Consider the following 19,396-nt stretch of genomic DNA (forward strand, 5'->3'; position numbering starts at 1 on the left):
CATACCCCCCTATAGTATATTGCGTGCAGATGATGAGGTGCGAAATGCCCAGTACTCCGGAAGAGAAGAAAAAGGTCCTTACTCGAGTTCGTCGTATTCGGGGGCAGATTGATGCTCTGGAACGGTCGCTGGAGGGTGATGCCGAATGCCGTGCCATACTCCAACAGATAGCCGCCGTTCGGGGCGCGGCTAACGGGCTGATGGCAGAAGTGCTTGAAAGCCATATCCGGGAAACGTTTGACCGAAATGACTGCTACAGCCGTGAAGTCAGCCAATCCGTTGACGACACTATTGAACTGGTTCGAGCCTATCTTAAATAGCTGAATCTATTACCATATTGAGGAAGAGCGAAAGATGAAATCACGTGCTGCCGTTGCATTTGCTCCCGGTAAACCGCTGGAAATCGTTGAAATTGACGTTGCACCACCGAAAAAAGGTGAAGTGCTGATCAAAGTTACCCATACCGGCGTTTGCCATACCGACGCATTTACCCTCTCCGGCGATGACCCGGAAGGTGTATTCCCGGTCGTTCTTGGTCACGAAGGGGCTGGCGTTGTGGTTGAAGTCGGTGAAGGCGTAACCAGCGTCAAACCTGGCGACCATGTGATCCCGCTTTATACCGCAGAGTGCGGCGAGTGTGAGTTCTGTCGTTCCGGCAAAACCAACCTCTGTGTCGCGGTTCGCGAAACCCAGGGCAAAGGCCTGATGCCAGACGGCACCACCCGTTTTTCTTACAACGGGCAGCCGCTTTATCACTACATGGGCTGTTCTACATTCAGTGAATACACCGTGGTCGCGGAAGTGTCTCTGGCCAAAATTAATCCAGAAGCAAACCATGAACACGTCTGCCTGCTGGGTTGTGGCGTAACCACTGGCATTGGCGCGGTGCATAATACCGCTAAAGTCCAGCCAGGTGATTCTGTTGCCGTGTTTGGTCTTGGCGCAATTGGTCTGGCAGTGGTTCAGGGCGCACGTCAGGCGAAGGCGGGACGGATTATCGCTATTGATACGAACCCGAAGAAATTCGATCTGGCGCGTCGCTTCGGTGCCACCGACTGCATTAACCCGAATGACTACGACAAACCGATTAAAGATGTCCTGCTGGATATCAACAAATGGGGTATCGACCATACCTTTGAGTGCATCGGTAACGTCAATGTGATGCGTGCGGCGCTAGAAAGTGCGCACCGCGGCTGGGGTCAGTCGGTGATCATCGGGGTAGCAGGTTCTGGTCAGGAAATCTCCACCCGTCCATTCCAGTTGGTCACCGGTCGCGTATGGAAAGGTTCCGCGTTTGGCGGCGTGAAAGGTCGTTCCCAGTTACCGGGGATGGTTGAAGATGCAATGAAAGGTGATATCGACCTGGAACCGTTTGTGACGCATACCATGAGCCTGGATGAAATTAATGACGCCTTTGATCTGATGCATGAAGGCAAATCCATTCGAACCGTAATTCGTTACTGATTTCCCGCAGGTTTACCCCGTCCAGTTTAGACGAGGTTCTTAATACCGTCCCCGGGCAGCCGTCCGGGGAATTAACCATGAGATAATGGCTGATGGAACTCATTGAAAAACATGCCAGCTTTGGCGGCTGGCAAAATGTGTATCGGCATTATTCCCAATCACTGAATTGTGAAATGAATGTCGGCGTCTATCTCCCACCAAAAGCTGCGAGTGAAAAATTGCCGGTGCTTTACTGGCTTTCGGGCCTGACCTGCAACGAGCAGAATTTCATTACCAAATCGGGAATGCAGCGTTACGCGGCTGAACACAACATTATTGTTGTTGTGCCGGACACCAGTCCGCGAGGCAGTCATGTCGCAGATGCCGACCGTTACGATCTCGGGCAAGGTGCTGGGTTTTACCTGAACGCGACGCAAGCGCCGTGGAAAGAGCATTACAAAATGTATGACTATATCCGCAGCGAGCTGCCGGATTTAGTGATGCAACATTTTCCGGCAACGGCCAGAAAGTCTATCTCAGGTCATTCTATGGGCGGGCTGGGCGCGCTGGTACTGGCGCTGCGTAACCCAGATGAGTATGTCAGCGTCTCGGCGTTTTCGCCCATTGTTTCCCCTTCGCAAGTACCGTGGGGCCAGCAAGCCTTTGCCGCGTATCTTGGTGAAAATAAAGAAACCTGGTTGGATTACGATCCGGTGAGCCTTATTTCACAAGGTCAACGCGTTGCAGAAATAATGGTTGATCAGGGATTGAGTGATGATTTTTACGTGGAACAGCTGCGGACTCAAAATCTTGAAAAGGTCTGTCAGGAGATGAATATCAAGGCGTTAATCCGGTATCACGAAGGTTACGACCACAGCTATTATTTTGTCTCCAGTTTTATTGGCGAGCATATTGCGTACCACGCCAATAAATTGAATATGCGTTGAGCATCTGCGCACAACTGCCGGATGCGGCGTAAACGCCTTATCCGGCCTACATTTCGCTCGTAAACCGTAGGCCTGATAAGACGCGCAAAGCGTCGCATCAGGCATCTGCGCACGGCTTATCTATGTTTACCACATCAAATCATCAGGCACTTTGAAGTCGGCATACGGATCATCTTCATTCTGCTCTTCGGCGCTGAGTGCACTATGCAACACAATACTGCTGGCATCGCGCTGAGCAATTTTATCGGCAACGCTGGCGGGAATAATGGCGTATTCACCTTCGCTATTGTTATCGGCCAACAAGCGGGCAATCGCCAGACGACCATTAATCAACTGCGCTTGCGTGAGCTTATCGACAAAGATTTTCTTAATCAGATTACCATCGGTAAAGTTAAAACCAATATCGCCATTGGCAATGGTGATTCGGTTCATTTCAATAAGCTGCTTCACCTGGGCTTTATATTCTTTCGCCAACGCTGCTTGTTTTTGTTGCTCGCTAAGCTGTTTATCACGCTCAAGCTGTGCTTTTTTATTTTCTTCTACCGCCGCCCGAGCTTCACGCGCCTGAACGCGCGATTTTTTCGCCGTTCTCTCGACCTTCGCTGCTTTTTTGCTGGTGACTAATCCTGCTTTGAGCAACTGCTCTTGTAAGGTAAGTTTTGCCATCTTTGTTTCCAAACCCGCTGAATAATTTTTAGCGAGTATACCTGTAAACGCCGTAGGTGTATTGAGGGCAAGTCCCTTTCGCCCCTGCTTAATAAGGCGCGTCAGGCATCGGCGCACGCCTGCATTCTTGATTTCCGACTCATCAAAATAAACACCGCCAACCCAGCAACAAGAATACCCGGTGCAGAAGCGGCCATTACCCCAACCGTGCCAGTGCCTAATGCCAGCATTTTCCCGGCCAGCAATGGGCCGCTCATAGCCCCCAGACGCCCAACCGCCACGGCTGTTCCCACACCTGTTGCGCGGATCTGCGAACTGTAAAACAACGGTGCCAGGGCATACAAAACGCTTTGCCCACCTGTCGCAAACAACCCCGCGACAAATCCCGCCAGCAACATACCGTTAAATGACGACACCGTTCCCAGCGCCAGCAGCGAAGCTAACATGCCGCTATAAATCAGTAGCGACATGGTTACTGGGCGCAGCTTATCCATCAATGCGCCCAACATTAACGTCCCGCTCGCCGCCCCCATTTGCAGTGCAAACATCACCCCTGCCGCCTGCGATGGCTGGAATCCTTGCTCCACCAAAAGCAGCGGCAGCCAGTTGATCAACATGTAGACCACTAGCAGAGTGAAGAAATAACACAACCACAGCAGCAGCGTCGCGGTGGCCGTTTCTGGCGCAAATAACGCACGCAGTGGTGGCGCAGCCTGTTTTTCGCCAGCGAAAACCGCCGACTCCGGCAGCCAGCGCATTAATAGCGGCACCAGAATCAACGGCACCACACCACCTACCCAAAACACCGTTTGCCAGGCTAAGTTTGCCCCCGCGAAACCCAGCGTCGCCGCCAGCGCCGCACCAATGGGAACACCGCAATACATCAGGCTCACTGCCGTCCCACGAAAACGTGGACCCGCGGCTTCAGACGTCAGGGCGATAAGATTCGGCAACGCTGCCCCCAGCCCGACACCGGTCATCAGCCGTGCAAAGACCAGTGAGGGGAAATCCCAGGCAATCGCCGTTGCCAGTGAGAACAAACCAAACAGCGCAACTGAGCCAATCAAAATGCGCTTGCGACCATAACGGTCCGCCAGCATTCCGCCAACCAACGCGCCGGGTAGCAAACCGAGTATTCCGGCGCTGAATATCCAACCCATTTGCATTTTATCGAGTGCGAAAGCCTGGGCGATGCCACCCGCCGCAATGCCAGCCGCCTGAAGATCCAGTCCTTCCATCAGAGCGACCAAAAAACAAAGCCCGATGGTCAGCATCAGGCGGGATGAAGATGATGAAGGGAGACGAGTCGACATAAGATGAACCTCGTTGTGAGTACAGGTGAATCGCGGCTGATACATTGCCAGCCGCGTAATCAGAACCATTTAATGACGGCCTGCGGGCGAAATGTAAGCCGGATAAGGCGTTCACGCCGCATCCGGCAGTCGTGCGCAGACGCCTGATGCGACGCTGGCGCGTCTTATCATGCCTGGGATCGGCATACAAAATGCACGTTCTCGGCAGTCATCATTATTTGTTGTTGCGCAGATCCAGCGCCACGTCGACGATCATATCCTCCTGGCCGCCAACCATCCGGCGTTTGCCCAGCTCAACGAGAATATCCACCGCGCTTAAGCCATAACGCGCCGCCGCCGTTTCACAGTGACGCAGGAAGCTGGAGTAAACACCAGCGTATCCCAGCGCCAGCGTTTCGCGATCGACTCGTACCGGACGATCCTGCAACGGACGCACCAGGTCATCAGCGGCATCCATTAACGCATAGAGATCGGTCCCATGCTGCCAGCCCAGTTTATCCGCGGCGGCAATAAACACTTCCAGCGGCGCGTTACCTGCGCCCGCCCCCATTCCCGCGAGACTGGCATCGATTCGGTCACAGCCCTCTTCCACCGCCGCGATAGAGTTCGCCACGCCAAGACTCAGGTTATGGTGAGCGTGCATGCCGGTTTGCGTTTCTGGTTTCAGCACTGCTTTCAGGGCGCGGAAACGGTCGCGGATATCGCTCATGTTCATCGCACCGCCAGAATCCACCACATAAATACAGGTCGCACCGTAGCCTTCCATCAGCTTTGCCTGCTTCGCGAGATTTTCCGGCGTGGTCATATGGCTCATCATCAGAAAACCAACGGTGTCCATTCCGAGCTCGCGGGCATACTGAATATGCTGGGCGGAAACATCAGCTTCGGTACAGTGCGTAGCCACACGAACCACCCGCGCGCCAGCCTGCCAGGCATTTTTCAGATCGTGAATAGTGCCGATTCCTGGCAGCAACAACGTCGCGATTTTGGCGTGCTTCACCACATCCGCCGCCGCTTCAATCCATTCAAGGTCGCTATGTGCGCCGAAACCATAGTTAAAGCTAGAACCCTGCAAACCGTCGCCGTGGGCCACTTCAATCGAATCCACGCGAGCATCATCCAGTGCTTTGGCAATCTGGCGGACATTTTCCAGCGAATACTGATGACGAATGGCGTGCATACCGTCACGCAACGTGACGTCCGAGATATAAAGTTTTTTACCGTTCATGCCGCTTCTCCTGCCTTGCGCGCCAGTGACTGGGCCATTTTTTCCGCTGTCGCCAGCGCACTGGAAGTCATAATGTCGAGGTTGCCCGCATAGGCAGGCAGATAATGCGCTGCGCCTTCGACTTCCAGCCAGACCGCCGTTTTCAGCCCGGAGAACTGCCCCACGCCCGGCAAATTAACCGGTTTATCCTGCGGGATAACTTCAAACTGCACGCGCTGTTTCAGGCGATATCCCGGTACGTAAGCCTGCACCGCCTCAGCCATTTCATTGATTGAGGCTTCGATATCATCTTGTGAAGCTTCGTCGCTCAATACATACACCGTGTCACGCATCATCAACGGTGGCTCTGCTGGGTTAAGCACGATAATCGCCTTCCCTTTTGCCGCGCCGCCCACCACTTCAATGGCGCGCGAAGTGGTTTCCGTAAATTCATCGATATTGGCACGCGTGCCAGGTCCGGCAGATTTACTGGCGATAGAAGCGATAATTTCGGCGTAATGAACACGCGCCACGCGTGAAACCGCCGCCACCATTGGAATGGTGGCCTGGCCGCCGCAGGTGACCATGTTAACGTTCAGTTGTTCGACGTTCGCCTCGAGGTTAACCACCGGCACGCAGTAAGGGCCGATAGCAGCAGGCGTCAGGTCAATTAAGCGAATATCCGGTTTCGCTTCGCGCAAAGCGGCATCGTTTTTCACATGCGCGCCCGCGCTGGTCGCATCAAATACAATGTCGATATCAGCAAATTCAGGCATGTTCATCAGTCCGATCACCCCTTCATGGGTAGTGGCGACGCCCATACGTCTGGCACGCGCCAGACCGTCGGACTGAGGATCAATGCCGACCATCACCGCCATTTCCAGATGCTGACCGTGACGCAAAATTTTAATCATCAGATCGGTGCCAATGTTGCCAGAACCGATAATGGCGACTTTACGCTTACTCATGACAGACTTCCTTTTGGGGCTGCGCTTGAAAATGTCGCAGCAACTGAACCTATGCCTTCAATATGGGCTTCAAAACGATCGCCCGCATTCACCGCCACCATCGGACCTAATGCCCCGGTAAGAATGATATCTCCGGCGCGCAGCGGTTGACCCAGGCTGGCCATTTTGCGTGCCAGCCAGACGGCGGCATTAAACGGATGTCCCAGGCATTCGCTGCCGCGCCCACTGGAAACCTCTTCGTTATTACGCGTCATCTTCATGGCGCAGTTTTTCAGGTCTAACCCCGCCGGACGTTGCGCCGGACCGCCGATGACATACACCCCGCAGGAGGCGTTATCTGCCACGGTATCGACAAACTGAATCGACCAGTCGCGAATGCGGCTACCCACCACTTCCAGCGCCGGAAGTACCCATTCAATGGCGTTATACAGTTCGTTAAACGTGGTATCGGTCGCGGGCAAATCGCGGTTCAAAACCAGTGCGATCTCCGCTTCAATGCGGGGTTGCAAGACGCGGGAAAAAGGAATGGTTTCATTATCGCCATAACACATATCGGCAAATAACGTCCCAAAATCCGGTTGATCAACGCCCAGTTGTTGTTGCACTTTCGGATGCGTCAGTCCCACTTTGCGCCCCACCACTCGCCGTCCCTGAGCGACGTCATGTTGCACATTGATGCGCTGAATGGCGTAGGCGGCTTTCGCGTTTTCAATACCAATCAGATCGCGCAGCGGCGCAATCGCTTCGCCCTGCTCTGCGGCGCGGCGTAAATCCGCCGCCAGTTGCTCAAGAGTATGCTTCGTCATGACCATTCCTTAAGGGCGCGCGAGGAAATTCAGCACCAGTTGATTGAAAGCGTCGGCATGTTCCCACTGCGCCCAGTGACCACAGTCGCGGAAGATATGCAGTTCAGAACCAGCAATGCCGGAAAGCAGACGCAGACCCGCATCCATCGGCACAAAACGGTCGTTGCGCCCCCAGACAATCAGGGTTTGTGCTTTGATTTCCGCCAGGCGTGGACCAAAATCCGGGAACTGTTTTGGATTGGCTTCCAGGCTCTTAACGAAGTTTTCCAGGTGATCGCGACGCGACAGCATATTATTCAGGCGCGCTTCAAACAGGGCGTCGGTCAAATCGCTGGTATCAAAAACGAAGATATCCATCATCAGCTTCAGGTTTTCGATAGTAGGCTGGCGATAAAGCTGATTCAGTCGCTTAATACCTTCGGTTGGCATCGGCGTAAACAAACTCATTCCGCCCGTACCGCCGCCCATCAGCACCAGTTTACCGACGCGCTCCGGCCAGTTAAGGGTGAACGCCACAGAACTGTGGCCGCCCATCGAGTTGCCCAGCAAGTGGATTTTGGCGATATCCAGTTGATCCACCACGCTTTTCAGGATGCGTGCATTAAGATCCGATCGCGAACCACTATTAACGATCGAATCGCTCTTACCCCAGCCCGGACAATCCAACAGGATCACTCGATAGCCCGCCTCTACCAGCGGATCGATATTGCGGCTGAAGTTCGCCCAGCCCGTAGCACCCGGGCCGGAACCGTGCAGCAGGACAACGGTTTCGTCGCCTTGTCCACAGTCATTAAAATGGATGCGCAGCGTTTTACCCGCTTCTTCTACATTCAGAAAACGGCTGGTGGCGGCTTCGGTTTGTGGCTGATAACTCATCATCTTCTCCTGCATATTCAGTTCTCTGTTCTGGCGCTTAACGAGCCAAATCCGGCAATCCACTCCGGGATTGGGCGGTAATAACGCCCTTCGCTACGCCAGTTGCCAAACACAGAAATAGCGGCAAAAGCGGCGACCCAGGTTTTGATTTCATGTGTCGACTTTCCGGCAATGGCGGAAAGCTCTTCGTTACTGACGGCATCCAGTTCCTGTATGCGTCCCTGCTCCAGCAAAGTCATGAACTGGTTATCCCAAATCGGGTTGAGCGGATGCAGAGTTCTCTGATCCTCAACAAACTTCTCAGCGGCGCTGATCACCCGTTGCTGACGCAATTCACGCTCACTGGCGGGTAAATCTTTCCCGCTACCCAACAGACGATCGCGCATATGGGCATCGGCTTTCGCCAGTTCGGGCACCGGCGGCTGATGGGAAAGCCCACCGGACCCAAGGAACAGCACGCGTTTATTGAGAGTGCTGGTGAAACGTCCAATGGCTTCACCCAACATGCGGGTACGCTGAAAACCAGGCAGCGGCGTGGCGACACCGTTGATGAACACAGGCAGAACCGGCACCTTATCCAGCCCACCGAGCAGGAACTCCAGCGGCTGGGCAAAACCGTGATCCACCTGCATACAGTAAGAAACGGCAAGATCGATCCCGCTCTTCATGACGGCATGCGCACAAGCCTCCGCCAGCTCCACAGGCACGGGCAGCTCTCCTGCCGCACTGCCGAAATCACCAATTGCCGTCGCCCCAACGCCTAAACAGAACGGCGGCATCATGTCATAGAAAAAACCGTTGTAGTGATCTGGCGCAAACAGCACCACCAGTTCAGGGGAGAAAGCCGCAATACGCTCGCGGGCGCTGGCAATCACACCATTGACCTCATCGAGCACCTCTTGCGCCGGGTCGACATACCCCACCAGCGGCGAGTGGGAAAGACAGTGAAGATAAGCGTACATATCAGGCTACCTTTTCGACAGAAACGTCGGCATCAGGGCGGGTCAGCGTCATCACCGACGCCAGTTTATTCAGGGCCTTGCCCAGGGTTTGCGGAATGGCGATGGCGGCAACAAAGCGATCCGGGCGCATCACCACCAGCGAAGCATTGTGTTGCGCAAACCAGCTACGCAGACGACCTTGCGTATCGCCCACGCGTAGCACGCCGTCGTGATTATCCTGTGCGGTATGAATTTGCACTTCCGGCACCACCTGAATGAAGCGTGTGCCCAACGCACGCCACTGCTGGATTTGCTCGTTGCTCATTCCCCACAGTGGATTGCATCCCCAGCCAATTACCGCGAAGTTCGCGCCGATCGCGTTATCGAGCAGCGTCACGTCGCCGTTTTCCAGCGTGACTTTCGGCTGAATAAACATCTTGCCGACCGGAGAGTGCTTCGCTTCGCCCTCACGCACCAGCGCACCGGCGTAGTATTGCGGCATCGGCTTGAAGCGCATTTCGAGGAAGTAGCGTTTTACTGGCGGCAGATAATTCAGTAGCCAGGAAACGCCGTCACGTAACGTACCCTGCCAGCGTTTCGGCGGAGCCAGCACGTTGCCCGCGGTCACGGACAGGTCAATCATCGCTTTGGCGTGATCGCGACGTTCTTGTTGATAGGTATCGAGCAGCGCATCGCGGGCTTTCCCCTGGATAACCAACGCCAGTTTCCAGGCCAGGTTAAAGGCGTCGCGCATACCGCTGTTATAGCCCTGCCCCTGCCACACCGGCATGATGTGCGCGGCATCGCCCGCCAGCAGTACGCGATCGATACGAAAACGTTGCGCCAGTCGTGCGTTGTGGGTGTAGACACGCTGGCGAATCAATTCAACATTGTCTGGATTAGGCAGCACTTTGCTTAACAGCTTGCGCATATTTTGCGGCTCACGCAGCTGTTCCTCGGTTTCTCCCGGCATCACCATAAATTCAAAGCGACGTACCGCATGAGGCAGCGCGGCAGAAACATACGGGCGCACCGGATCGCAACACAAATAGATATGCGGCGTACTTAACGGATCGTTGGCGATATCTACCACAATCCACTGATTTGGCGCGGTTTTACCTTCAAACGGCACATTCAGGGTGCGACGGACAAAACTTGCCCCACCATCACAGGCCACCAGCCACTGGGCTTTGACCGTTTCCCGCTGCCCTTCAGCCGTTTTCAGGTGCAAGGTCACTTCGTCATTTTGCTGGCTGAAGGCCTCCAGCTCGCGGGAAAACAAGCAGCGTACATTCGGAAAACGCGACACCCCTTCCAGCATCACCGCATCGACCTGCGGCTGAATAAAGGCGTTACGGCGCGGCCAGCCAAATTCATCGGTCATTGGCTGAATATCAGCAAAACAGCGGCCTTTTGGGGTGAGAAAACGCATCGCATGCCACGGCGTAGTATGCGGCAGAACATTATCGACCAGGCCAACCGACTGCATGGTGCGCAGCGCCTCGTCATCAATACCAATCGCACGGGGGTAGTCGATCAACTTATCGAGTTTCTCCACTACCAGCACGTCAATGCCCATCTGGCCGAGATAGTTCGCCATCATCAGCCCGACCGGACCGGCACCAGCGATCGCCACCTGAACGCTATGGTTAACAGCAGGCTGGATGTCAGGGTGTTGTATTGCCATTTCAGTACCTCACGACTCGGACAAAATGCCGTTGCGCGCACAGTACAGCGCAACTTATTTTGTTAAAAACATGTAAATGATTTTTTATTGTTCGCTCAGTATAGGAAGGGTGTTTTCGGCTACAATCAAAACACGCCCGAATGTGCACCAGGTGCACAACGTTGTTTTAACTATAGAAATGTCAATTAATATGCAGAACGATGAGCAGACGGAATACAAAACCGTGCGCGGATTAACCCGCGGTCTAATGTTATTAAATATGTTAAATAAACTTGACGGCGGTGCCAGCGTCGGGCTGCTGGCGGAACTCAGCGGTCTGCATCGCACCACTGTGCGGCGACTGCTGGAGACGTTGCTGGAAGAGGGATATGTCCGGCGCAGTACCTCCGACGACAGTTTTCGTCTGACCATCAAAGTGCGGCAATTAAGCGAAGGGTTTCGTGACGAACAGTGGATTTCTGCGCTGGCGGCCCCGCTGCTGGGCGATCTATTGCGCGAAGTGGTGTGGCCGACAGATGTTTCCACGCTGGATGTTGATGCAATGGTGGTACGCGAAACCACTCACCGTTTCAGTCGATTATCCTTTCACCGGGCAATGGTCGGGCGGCGTTTACCGCTCCTGAAAACCGCCTCGGGCCTGACCTGGCTGGCCTTTTGCCCGGAACAAGAACGCCAGGCGTTAATCGAAATGTTAGCCGCCCGCCCCGGTGATGACTATCAACTGGCACGGGAACCGTTAAAGCTGGAAGCCATTCTGGCGCGTGCACGCAAAGAAGGTTACGGACAGAACTACCGCGGCTGGGATCAGGAGGAGAAGATCGCCTCCATTGCCGTACCGCTGCGCAGTGAACAACGGGTGATTGGCTGTTTGAATCTGGTGTATATGGCCAGTGCGATGACCATTGAACAGGCGGCAGAAAAACATCTTCCGGCGCTGCAACGGGTAGCAAAACAGATTGAAGAAGGGGTGGAATCGCAGGCTATTCTGGTGGCCGGACGGCGAAGTGGCGTGCATTTGCGCTAGCGACGTCAATGTGTAATTTGGCCCATTCTCATCGTTATTCGCCCATTTGCCCACATGCACAGTACGGGCTGCACGCTACGCTAATGACATCAATACTGTGATGTGGAGCAAATCATGAAAATTACTCAAATTCGTAATGCCACCCAAATTACCCAATACGCTGGCAAAACATTTCTTATCGACCCGTTACTCGCGCCTAAAGGAAGTTATCCGGGTTTTGCCGGAACTGCACGCGCAGAAATCCGCAATCCAACGGTAGAATTACCGTGCGATTTAACAACGTTACTCAACGTTGACGCCCTAATCGTGACTCATTTGCATGAAGATCACTGGGACGAAACAGCCTCCCGCGTCGTCCCCAAAGATAAACTGATTTATGTGCAAAATGAGCAAGATGCTGAATCACTGCATAAACAAGGATTTACGCATCTTACCGTACTTACCGACGAGACTAAATTTGGTGATATAACTCTGCATAAAACGACAGGGCAGCACGGCTCCGATCGCACCTATGCCGACCCGGCTATGGCGAAGCGTTTAGGCGCAGCCTGCGGCGTTGTTTTCCAGCACCCGACAGAGAAAACGCTCTATCTGGCTGGCGATACCCTCTGGCGTGACGACGTCGAGGCTACAATGCTAACTTTCCAACCAGAAGTGGTTGTGTTGAATGCCGGATTTGCGCATGTTCTGGGGCATGGCGCGATAATTATGGGAGCAGAAGATATTCTCAAAACACATTTTACCCTGCCAGAAGCGCAAATTGTCGCGACACATATGGAGGCCGTAAACCACTGTTTGCTGACGCGTGATGCGCTCAAGGAATACGCAAGAGATAATCAAATTATCGAATTTGTGAACGTACCAGAAGATGGTGAAACGTTGACATTCTAATTCGGAGATAAAGAGTGTTATGCGCCCGCTAACTGTTGCCATTATCGCCGTTGCCGGTTTTAGCCCTTTTCATCTTTCCGTACCGTTTATCGTGTTTAGCGAAAAAATGGCGGAGAAAAAACGCTTTCACGTAATTATCTGCGCTGAAAATCTGGGAAACGTGGACTCTGCCGATGGGTTTTCCGTAACCGCCACCCATGACTATACCGCAGTCATCCAGGCGGATATTGTGATAATTCCTTACTGGGGAACAATTACACAAAAACCGCCACAAAAGCTGCTGGAAGCCTTAACGACCGCACGGGATAACGGGGCACAGATTGTCGGGCTTTGCCTGGGCACGTTTGTGCTCGGCTATGCAGGTTTACTGAACAATAAGCGTGCTGCCACGCACTGGGAGTTCGAGCGTGAATTTCAGGCACGTTTTCCACAAACATATCTGGATATTAACGCGTTGTATGTAGACGATGACGGTATTATTACCTCTGCCGGTACTGCCGCGGCGCTGGATTGCTGTTTGTATATTGTTCGGCAACATTTTGGCAGCGACTATGCTAACCATATTGCCCGACGGATGGTCGTACCGCCATATCGCACCGGCGGTCAGGCGCAGTTTATAGAGCAACCGGTGCCGAAAAATACCCATGATGAACGCATTAACCTCCTGCTGGATTACCTGCGGCAAAACATTGCGCAACAGCATGATCTCGACTCGCTGGCGCAGCGAGTAATGATGAGTCGCCGCACGCTAACCCGTCATTTTATGAAAGCGACCGGTTCGAGTATCGCCGAATGGCTCATCACTGAACGCTTACGCCGTAGCCAGGAACTGTTGGAAACCAGTCAGTTGCCCGTTGAGAGGATAGCGGCTGAGGTGGGTTTTCTCTCACCTGTGACCTGGCGTCAGCATTTTAAATCTCACTTCGGCGTCAGCCCCGCCGAATGGCGAAAAACCTTCCGTGGTATGGCATGATAGCAATCGGAAGAAAGTGAATTCAGGGTGGTGAATGTGAAACCAGTAACGCTATACGATGTCGCAGAGTATGCCGGTGTCTCTTATCAGACCGTTTCCCGCGTGGTAAATCAGGCCAGCCACGTTTCTGCGAAAACGCGGGAAAAAGTGGAAGCGGCAATGGCGGAGCTGAATTACATTCCCAACCGCGTGGCACAACAACTGGCGGGCAAACAGTCGTTGCTGATTGGCGTTGCTACCTCCAGCCTGGCCCTGCACGCGCCGTCACAAATTGTCGCGGCGATAAAATCTCGCGCTGACCAACTGGGTGCCAGCGTGGTGGTGTCGATGGTAGAACGAAGCGGCGTCGATGCCTGTAAAGCGGCGGTACACAACCTTCTCGCGCAACGCGTTAGCGGTCTGATCATCAACTATCCGCTGGATGAACAAGATGCCATTGCGGTGGAAGCCGCCTGTGGTAACGTGCCAGCGTTATTCCTTGATGTCTCTGACCAGGCCCCCATCAACAGTATTATTTTTTCCCATGAAGACGGTACGCGGCTTGGCGTGGATCATCTGGTCGCATTAGGTCACCAGCAAATCGCGCTGTTAGCAGGCCCATTAAGTTCTGTCTCCGCGCGTCTGCGTCTGGCGGGCTGGCACAAATATCTCAAACACCATCAAATTCAGCCAATAGCGGAACTGGAAGGCGACTGGAGCGCCATGTCCGGTTTTCAACAAACCATGCAGATGCTGAATGAGGGCGTTATTCCCACCGCGATACTGGTTGCCAACGATCAGATGGCGTTGGGCGCAATGCGCGCCATTACCGAGTTCGGGCTGCGCGTCGGCGCGGATATCTCGGTAGTGGGATACGACGATACCGAGGACAGCTCGTGTTATATCCCGCCGTTAACCACCATCAAACAGGATTTTCGTCTGCTGGGGCAAACCAGCGTAGACCGCTTGCTGCAACTCTCTCAGGGGCAGGCGGTGAAGGGAAATCAGCTACTGCCCGTCTCACTGGTGAAAAGAAAAACCACCCTGCCACCCAATACGCAAACCGCCTCTCCCCGCGCGTTGGCCGATTCATTAATGCAGCTGGCAAGGCAAATTTCCCGTCTGGAAAGCGGACAGTGAGCGCAACGCAATTAATGTGAGTCAGCTCACTCATTAGGCCCCCCAGGCTTTACACTCTATGCGTCAGGCTCGTATGTTGTGTGAAATTGTGAGCGGATAACAATTTCACACAGGATACAGCTATGACCATGATTACGGATTCACTGGCCGTCGTATTACAACGTCGTGACTGGGAAAACCCTGGCGTTACCCAACTTAATCGCCTTGCGGCGCATCCCCCTTTCGCCAGCTGGCGTAATAGCGAAGAAGCCCGCGCCGATCGCCCTTCCCGACAGTTGCGCAGCCTGAATGGTGAGTGGCAATTTGCCTGGTTTCCGGCACCAGAAGCGGTGCCGGAAAGCTGGCTCGAGAGCGATCTTCCTGACGCCGATACTGTCGTCGTCCCCTCAAACTGGCAGATGCACGGTTACGACGCGCCCATCTACACCAACGTGACCTATCCCATTGCGGTCAATCCGCCATTTGTTCCCGCAGAAAATCCGACAGGCTGTTACTCGCTCACATTTAATGTTGATGAAAGCTGGCTACAGGAAGGCCAGACGCGAATTATTTTTGATGGCGTTAACTCGGCGTTTCATCTGTGGTGCAACGGGCGCTGGGTCGGTTACGGCCAGGACAGTCGTTTGCCGTCTGAATTTGACCTGAGCGAATTTTTACGCGCCGGAGAAAACCGCCTCGCGGTGATGGTGCTGCGCTGGAGTGACGGTAGCTATCTGGAAGATCAGGACATGTGGCGGATGAGCGGCATTTTCCGTGACGTCTCGTTGCTGCACAAACCGACCACACAAATCAGCGATTTCCATGTTGCCACTCGCTTTAATGATGATTTCAGCCGCGCTGTACTGGAGGCAGAAGTTCAGATGTACGGCGAACTGCGCGATGTGCTGCGGATAACAGTTTCTTTATGGCAGGGTGAAACGCAGGTCGCCAGCGGCACCGCACCTTTCGGCGGCGAAATTATCGATGAACGTGGTGGTTATAGCGATCGCGTCACGCTACGTCTGAACGTCGAAAACCCGGCGCTGTGGAGCGCCGAAATCCCGAATCTCTATCGTGCGGTGGTTGAACTGCACACCGCCGACGGCACGCTGATTGAAGCAGAAGCCTGCGATGTCGGTTTCCGCGAGGTGCGGATTGAAAATGGCCTGCTGCTGCTGAACGGCAAGCCGTTGCTGATTCGCGGCGTTAACCGTCACGAGCATCATCCTCTGCATGGTCAGGTCATGGATGAGCAGACGATGGTGCAGGATATCCAGCTGATGAAGCAGAACAACTTTAACGCCGTGCGCTGTTCGCATTATCCGAACCATCCGCTGTGGTACACGCTGTGCGACCGCTATGGCCTGTATGTGGTGGATGAAGCCAATATTGAAACCCACGGCATGGTGCCGATGAATCGACTGACGGATGATCCGCGCTGGTTACCTGCGATGAGCGAACGCGTAACGCGGATGGTACAGCGCGATCGTAATCACCCGAGCATAATCATCTGGTCGCTGGGGAATGAATCAGGCCACGGCGCTAATCACGACGCGCTGTATCGCTGGATCAAATCTGTCGATCCTTCCCGCCCGGTACAGTATGAAGGCGGCGGAGCCGACACCATGGCCACCGATATTATTTGCCCGATGTACGCGCGCGTGGATGAAGACCAGCCCTTCCCGGCTGTGCCGAAATGGTCCATCAAAAAATGGCTTTCGCTGCCTGGAGAGACGCGCCCGCTGATCCTTTGCGAATATGCCCACGCGATGGGTAACAGTCTTGGCGGCTTCGCTAAATACTGGCAGGCGTTTCGTCAGTACCCCCGTTTACAGGGCGGCTTTGTCTGGGACTGGGTGGATCAGTCGCTGATTAAATATGATGAAAACGGAAACCCGTGGTCGGCTTACGGCGGTGATTTTGGCGATACGCCAAACGATCGCCAGTTCTGCATGAACGGTCTGGTCTTTGCCGACCGCACGCCGCATCCGACGCTGACGGAAGCAAAACACCAACAGCAGTTTTTCCAGTTCCGTTTATCCGGGCGGACCATCGAAGTGACCAGCGAATACCTGTTCCGTCATAGCGATAACGAGATCCTGCACTGGTCGGTGGCACTGGATGGCAAGCCACTGGCAAGTAGCGAAGTGCCTCTGAATGTTGGCCCGCAAGGTAAACAGGTGATTGAACTGCCTGAACTACCGCAGCCGGAGAGCGCCGGGCAACTCTGGCTCACAGTACGCGTAGTGCAACCGAACGCGACCGCATGGTCAGAAGCCGGACACATCAGCGCCTGGCAACAATGGCGACTGGCGGAAAACCTCAGCGTGACACTCCCCTACGCGTCCCACACCATCCCGCAACTGACCACCAGCGAAACGGATTTTTGCATCGAGCTGGGTAACAAGCGTTGGCAATTTAACCGCCAGTCAGGCTTTCTTTCACAGATGTGGATTGGCGATGAAAAACAACTGCTGACGCCGCTGCGCGATCAGTTCACCCGCGCACCGCTGGATAATGACATTGGCGTAAGTGAAGCAACGCGTATTGATCCGAACGCCTGGGTCGAACGCTGGAAGGCGGCGGGCCATTACCAGGCCGAAGCGGCGTTGTTGCAGTGCTCGGCAGATACACTTGCCGACGCGGTGCTGATTACGACCGCCCACGCGTGGCAGCATCAGGGGAAAACCTTATTTATCAGCCGGAAAACTTACCGGATTGATGGACACGGTGAGATGGTCATCAGTGTGGATGTTGAAGTGGCGAGCGATACGCCGCATCCGGCGCGGATTGGCCTGACCTGCCAGCTGGCGCAGGTAGCAGAGCGGGTAAACTGGCTCGGATTAGGGCCGCAAGAAAACTATCCCGACCGCCTTACTGCAGCCTGTTTTGACCGCTGGGATCTGCCATTGTCAGACATGTATACCCCGTACGTTTTCCCGAGCGAAAACGGTCTGCGCTGCGGGACGCGCGAATTGAATTATGGCCCACACCAGTGGCGCGGCGACTTCCAGTTCAATATCAGCCGCTACAGCCAACAACAACTGATGGCAACCAGTCATCGCCATCTGCTGCACGCGGAAGAAGGCACCTGGCTGAATATCGACGGTTTCCATATGGGGATTGGTGGCGACGACTCCTGGAGCCCGTCAGTGTCGGCAGAATGTCAACTGAGCGCAGGTCGCTATCATTACCAGTTGATCTGGTGCCAAAAATAATAATAACCGGGCAGGCTATGTCTGCCCGTATTTAGCGTAAGGAAATCCATTATGTTCTATTTAAAAAACACAAACTTTTGGATGTTCGGCTTATTCTTTTTCTTTTACTTTTTTATCATGGGTGCCTATTTCCCGTTTTTCCCGATTTGGCTACATGACATCAACCATATTAGCAAAAGTGATACCGGAATAATTTTTGCCGCTATTTCTCTGTTCTCCCTGTTATTCCAACCGCTGTTTGGTCTGCTTTCTGACAAACTCGGGCTGCGCAAATACCTGCTATGGATTATCACCGGCATGTTAGTGATGTTTGCGCCGTTCTTTATTTTTATCTTCGGCCCGCTGTTACAGTACAACATTTTAGTAGGGTCGATTGTTGGTGGTATTTATCTTGGCTTTTGTTTTAACGCCGGTGCGCCAGCAGTAGAGGCATTTATCGAGAAAGTCAGCCGTCGCAGTAATTTCGAATTTGGTCGCGCGCGGATGTTTGGCTGTGTTGGCTGGGCGCTGTGTGCCTCGATTGTCGGCATCATGTTCACCATCAATAACCAGTTTGTTTTCTGGCTGGGTTCTGGCTGTGCGCTCATCCTCGCCGTTTTGCTCTTTTTTGCCAGAACGGATGCCCCTTCTTCCGCCACGGTTGCCAATGCCGTAGGCGCCAACCATTCGGCTTTTAGCCTTAAGCTGGCACTGGAATTGTTCAGACAGCCCAAACTGTGGTTTTTGTCGCTCTATGTTATTGGCGTTTCCTGCACCTACGATGTTTTTGACCAACAGTTTGCTAATTTCTTTACTTCGTTTTTTACCTCCAGTGAACAGGGTACGCGGGTATTTGGCTACGTAACGACAATGGGCGAATTACTTAACGCCTCGATTATGTTCTTTGCGCCGCTGATTATTAATCGCATCGGTGGGAAAAACGCCCTGCTGCTGGCTGGCACTATTATGTCTGTACGCATTATTGGCTCATCGTTCGCCACTTCAGCGCTGGAAGTGGTCATTCTGAAAACGCTGCATATGTTTGAAGTACCGTTCCTGCTGGTGGGCTGCTTTAAATATATTACCAGCCAGTTTGAAGTGCGTTTTTCAGCGACGATTTATCTGGTCTGTTTCTGCTTCTTTAAGCAACTGGCGATGATTTTTATGTCTGTACTGGCGGGCAATATGTATGAAAGCATCGGTTTCCAGGGCGCTTATCTGGTGCTGGGTCTGGTGGCGCTGGGCTTCACCTTGATTTCCGTGTTCACACTTAGCGGCCCCGGCCCGCTTTCTCTACTGCGTCGCCAGGTGAATGAAGTCGCTTAAACAATTAATGTCGGATGGGGCGCGAGCGCCTTA

At 53.7% G+C, this 19,396-nt stretch carries 17 protein-coding genes; 9 read left to right on the forward strand and 8 right to left on the reverse strand.

Annotated elements, in window-relative coordinates; all coding sequences use genetic code 11:
- Nucleotides 1–44 precede the first annotated feature (44 nt).
- The 3 genes from frmR (at nucleotide 45) to fghA (ending at nucleotide 2,390) form a co-directional block, all read left to right on the forward strand.
- Nucleotides 45–320 carry a formaldehyde-responsive transcriptional repressor FrmR gene (frmR, locus tag FEK42_RS21600; RefSeq protein WP_001141271.1) on the forward strand — a complete coding sequence of 92 codons (276 nt, stop codon included), beginning with the start codon at nucleotides 45–47 and terminating at the stop codon, nucleotides 318–320.
- A 34-nt stretch (nucleotides 321–354) separates the two neighbouring features.
- Complete coding sequence (gene frmA, locus FEK42_RS21605) at nucleotides 355–1,464, forward strand: S-(hydroxymethyl)glutathione dehydrogenase (RefSeq protein WP_000842102.1); 1,110 nt, start codon at nucleotides 355–357, stop codon at nucleotides 1,462–1,464.
- Nucleotides 1,465–1,556: 92 nt separating this feature from the next.
- Entirely contained in the window at nucleotides 1,557–2,390 is an 834-nt protein-coding gene (fghA, locus tag FEK42_RS21610; protein WP_135406136.1) for an S-formylglutathione hydrolase, read from the forward strand.
- A gap of 126 nt (nucleotides 2,391–2,516) precedes the next feature.
- Here the strand turns inward: fghA and FEK42_RS21615 are convergent, their stop codons facing one another.
- From FEK42_RS21615 to FEK42_RS21650, 8 genes are all read right to left on the reverse strand, one after another.
- Entirely contained in the window at nucleotides 2,517–3,056 is a 540-nt protein-coding gene (locus FEK42_RS21615) for a DUF2058 domain-containing protein (RefSeq protein ID WP_130206149.1), read from the reverse strand.
- A gap of 101 nt (nucleotides 3,057–3,157) precedes the next feature.
- Nucleotides 3,158–4,369, reverse strand: coding sequence for a 3-(3-hydroxy-phenyl)propionate transporter MhpT (gene mhpT / locus FEK42_RS21620; protein WP_138211967.1), 1,212 nt, complete (start codon nucleotides 4,367–4,369; stop codon nucleotides 3,158–3,160).
- A 214-nt stretch (nucleotides 4,370–4,583) separates the two neighbouring features.
- Entirely contained in the window at nucleotides 4,584–5,597 is a 1,014-nt protein-coding gene (gene mhpE / locus FEK42_RS21625; RefSeq protein WP_001013507.1) for a 4-hydroxy-2-oxovalerate aldolase, read from the reverse strand.
- Nucleotides 5,594–6,544 carry an acetaldehyde dehydrogenase gene (gene mhpF / locus FEK42_RS21630; RefSeq protein ID WP_115724349.1) on the reverse strand — a complete coding sequence of 317 codons (951 nt, stop codon included), beginning with the start codon at nucleotides 6,542–6,544 and terminating at the stop codon, nucleotides 5,594–5,596. The genes mhpE and mhpF overlap by 4 nt, the downstream gene beginning before the upstream one ends.
- Nucleotides 6,541–7,350 (reverse strand): 2-keto-4-pentenoate hydratase, encoded by an 810-nt coding sequence (gene mhpD / locus FEK42_RS21635; RefSeq protein ID WP_135490865.1) that lies wholly within the window; start codon nucleotides 7,348–7,350, stop codon nucleotides 6,541–6,543. Before mhpD ends, mhpF begins: the two co-directional genes overlap by 4 nt.
- A gap of 9 nt (nucleotides 7,351–7,359) precedes the next feature.
- Nucleotides 7,360–8,226 carry a 2-hydroxy-6-oxonona-2,4-dienedioate hydrolase gene (mhpC, locus tag FEK42_RS21640; protein WP_000121898.1) on the reverse strand — a complete coding sequence of 289 codons (867 nt, stop codon included), beginning with the start codon at nucleotides 8,224–8,226 and terminating at the stop codon, nucleotides 7,360–7,362.
- 17 nt (nucleotides 8,227–8,243) lie between these two features.
- Nucleotides 8,244–9,188, reverse strand: a complete 945-nt coding sequence (gene mhpB / locus FEK42_RS21645; RefSeq protein ID WP_135492487.1) for a 2,3-dihydroxyphenylpropionate/2,3-dihydroxicinnamic acid 1,2-dioxygenase — start codon at nucleotides 9,186–9,188, stop codon at nucleotides 8,244–8,246.
- Between the two features lies 1 nt (nucleotide 9,189).
- Nucleotides 9,190–10,854 carry a bifunctional 3-(3-hydroxy-phenyl)propionate/3-hydroxycinnamic acid hydroxylase gene (locus FEK42_RS21650; protein WP_135492485.1) on the reverse strand — a complete coding sequence of 555 codons (1,665 nt, stop codon included), beginning with the start codon at nucleotides 10,852–10,854 and terminating at the stop codon, nucleotides 9,190–9,192.
- 190 nt (nucleotides 10,855–11,044) lie between these two features.
- On the opposite strand from FEK42_RS21650, the gene FEK42_RS21655 reads away from it, so the two are divergent.
- The 6 genes from FEK42_RS21655 to lacY all read left to right on the forward strand — a co-directional run bounded on the left by FEK42_RS21655 (nucleotide 11,045) and on the right by lacY (nucleotide 19,363).
- The gene (locus FEK42_RS21655; RefSeq protein WP_214251108.1) at nucleotides 11,045–11,878 is read left to right on the forward strand and encodes a DNA-binding transcriptional regulator; all 834 of its coding nucleotides are present in this window, start codon (nucleotides 11,045–11,047) and stop codon (nucleotides 11,876–11,878) included.
- Between the two features lie 114 nt (nucleotides 11,879–11,992).
- On the forward strand, nucleotides 11,993–12,769 hold the full coding sequence (locus FEK42_RS21660) for an MBL fold metallo-hydrolase (protein ID WP_135492483.1): 777 nt from the start codon (nucleotides 11,993–11,995) through the stop codon (nucleotides 12,767–12,769).
- Between the two features lie 19 nt (nucleotides 12,770–12,788).
- Nucleotides 12,789–13,742, forward strand: coding sequence for a GlxA family transcriptional regulator (locus FEK42_RS21665; RefSeq protein ID WP_135406124.1), 954 nt, complete (start codon nucleotides 12,789–12,791; stop codon nucleotides 13,740–13,742).
- Between the two features lie 36 nt (nucleotides 13,743–13,778).
- Nucleotides 13,779–14,861, forward strand: a complete 1,083-nt coding sequence (gene lacI / locus FEK42_RS21670; protein WP_135492481.1) for a DNA-binding transcriptional repressor LacI — start codon at nucleotides 13,779–13,781, stop codon at nucleotides 14,859–14,861.
- Nucleotides 14,862–14,983: 122 nt separating this feature from the next.
- Nucleotides 14,984–18,058, forward strand: a complete 3,075-nt coding sequence (lacZ, locus tag FEK42_RS21675) for a beta-galactosidase (RefSeq protein ID WP_135492479.1) — start codon at nucleotides 14,984–14,986, stop codon at nucleotides 18,056–18,058.
- Between the two features lie 51 nt (nucleotides 18,059–18,109).
- Nucleotides 18,110–19,363 (forward strand): lactose permease, encoded by a 1,254-nt coding sequence (lacY, locus tag FEK42_RS21680; RefSeq protein WP_130223311.1) that lies wholly within the window; start codon nucleotides 18,110–18,112, stop codon nucleotides 19,361–19,363.
- The last annotated feature ends 33 nt before the right edge of the window (nucleotides 19,364–19,396 follow it).

This window comes from Escherichia sp. E2748, from assembly GCF_005781125.1.
GTDB lineage: Bacteria > Pseudomonadota > Gammaproteobacteria > Enterobacterales > Enterobacteriaceae > Escherichia.

What these genes read in the sequence shown, in the direction of transcription:
- mhpF (WP_115724349.1), bottom strand. Translation starts at nt 6,544, where the DNA reads ATGAGTAAGCGTAAAGTCGCCATTATCGGTTCTGGCAACATTGGCACC.
- FEK42_RS21650 (WP_135492485.1), bottom strand. Translation starts at nt 10,854, where the DNA reads ATGGCAATACAACACCCTGACATCCAGCCTGCTGTTAACCATAGCGTT.
- FEK42_RS21615 (WP_130206149.1), bottom strand. Translation starts at nt 3,056, where the DNA reads ATGGCAAAACTTACCTTACAAGAGCAGTTGCTCAAAGCAGGATTAGTC.
- mhpB (WP_135492487.1), bottom strand. Translation starts at nt 9,188, where the DNA reads ATGTACGCTTATCTTCACTGTCTTTCCCACTCGCCGCTGGTGGGGTAT.
- frmA (WP_000842102.1), top strand. Translation starts at nt 355, where the DNA reads ATGAAATCACGTGCTGCCGTTGCATTTGCTCCCGGTAAACCGCTGGAA.
- fghA (WP_135406136.1), top strand. Translation starts at nt 1,557, where the DNA reads ATGGAACTCATTGAAAAACATGCCAGCTTTGGCGGCTGGCAAAATGTG.
- frmR (WP_001141271.1), top strand. Translation starts at nt 45, where the DNA reads ATGCCCAGTACTCCGGAAGAGAAGAAAAAGGTCCTTACTCGAGTTCGT.
- mhpC (WP_000121898.1), bottom strand. Translation starts at nt 8,226, where the DNA reads ATGAGTTATCAGCCACAAACCGAAGCCGCCACCAGCCGTTTTCTGAAT.
- FEK42_RS21665 (WP_135406124.1), top strand. Translation starts at nt 12,789, where the DNA reads ATGCGCCCGCTAACTGTTGCCATTATCGCCGTTGCCGGTTTTAGCCCT.
- mhpD (WP_135490865.1), bottom strand. Translation starts at nt 7,350, where the DNA reads ATGACGAAGCATACTCTTGAGCAACTGGCGGCGGATTTACGCCGCGCC.
- FEK42_RS21660 (WP_135492483.1), top strand. Translation starts at nt 11,993, where the DNA reads ATGAAAATTACTCAAATTCGTAATGCCACCCAAATTACCCAATACGCT.
- FEK42_RS21655 (WP_214251108.1), top strand. Translation starts at nt 11,045, where the DNA reads ATGCAGAACGATGAGCAGACGGAATACAAAACCGTGCGCGGATTAACC.
- mhpT (WP_138211967.1), bottom strand. Translation starts at nt 4,369, where the DNA reads ATGTCGACTCGTCTCCCTTCATCATCTTCATCCCGCCTGATGCTGACC.
- lacY (WP_130223311.1), top strand. Translation starts at nt 18,110, where the DNA reads ATGTTCTATTTAAAAAACACAAACTTTTGGATGTTCGGCTTATTCTTT.
- lacZ (WP_135492479.1), top strand. Translation starts at nt 14,984, where the DNA reads ATGACCATGATTACGGATTCACTGGCCGTCGTATTACAACGTCGTGAC.
- mhpE (WP_001013507.1), bottom strand. Translation starts at nt 5,597, where the DNA reads ATGAACGGTAAAAAACTTTATATCTCGGACGTCACGTTGCGTGACGGT.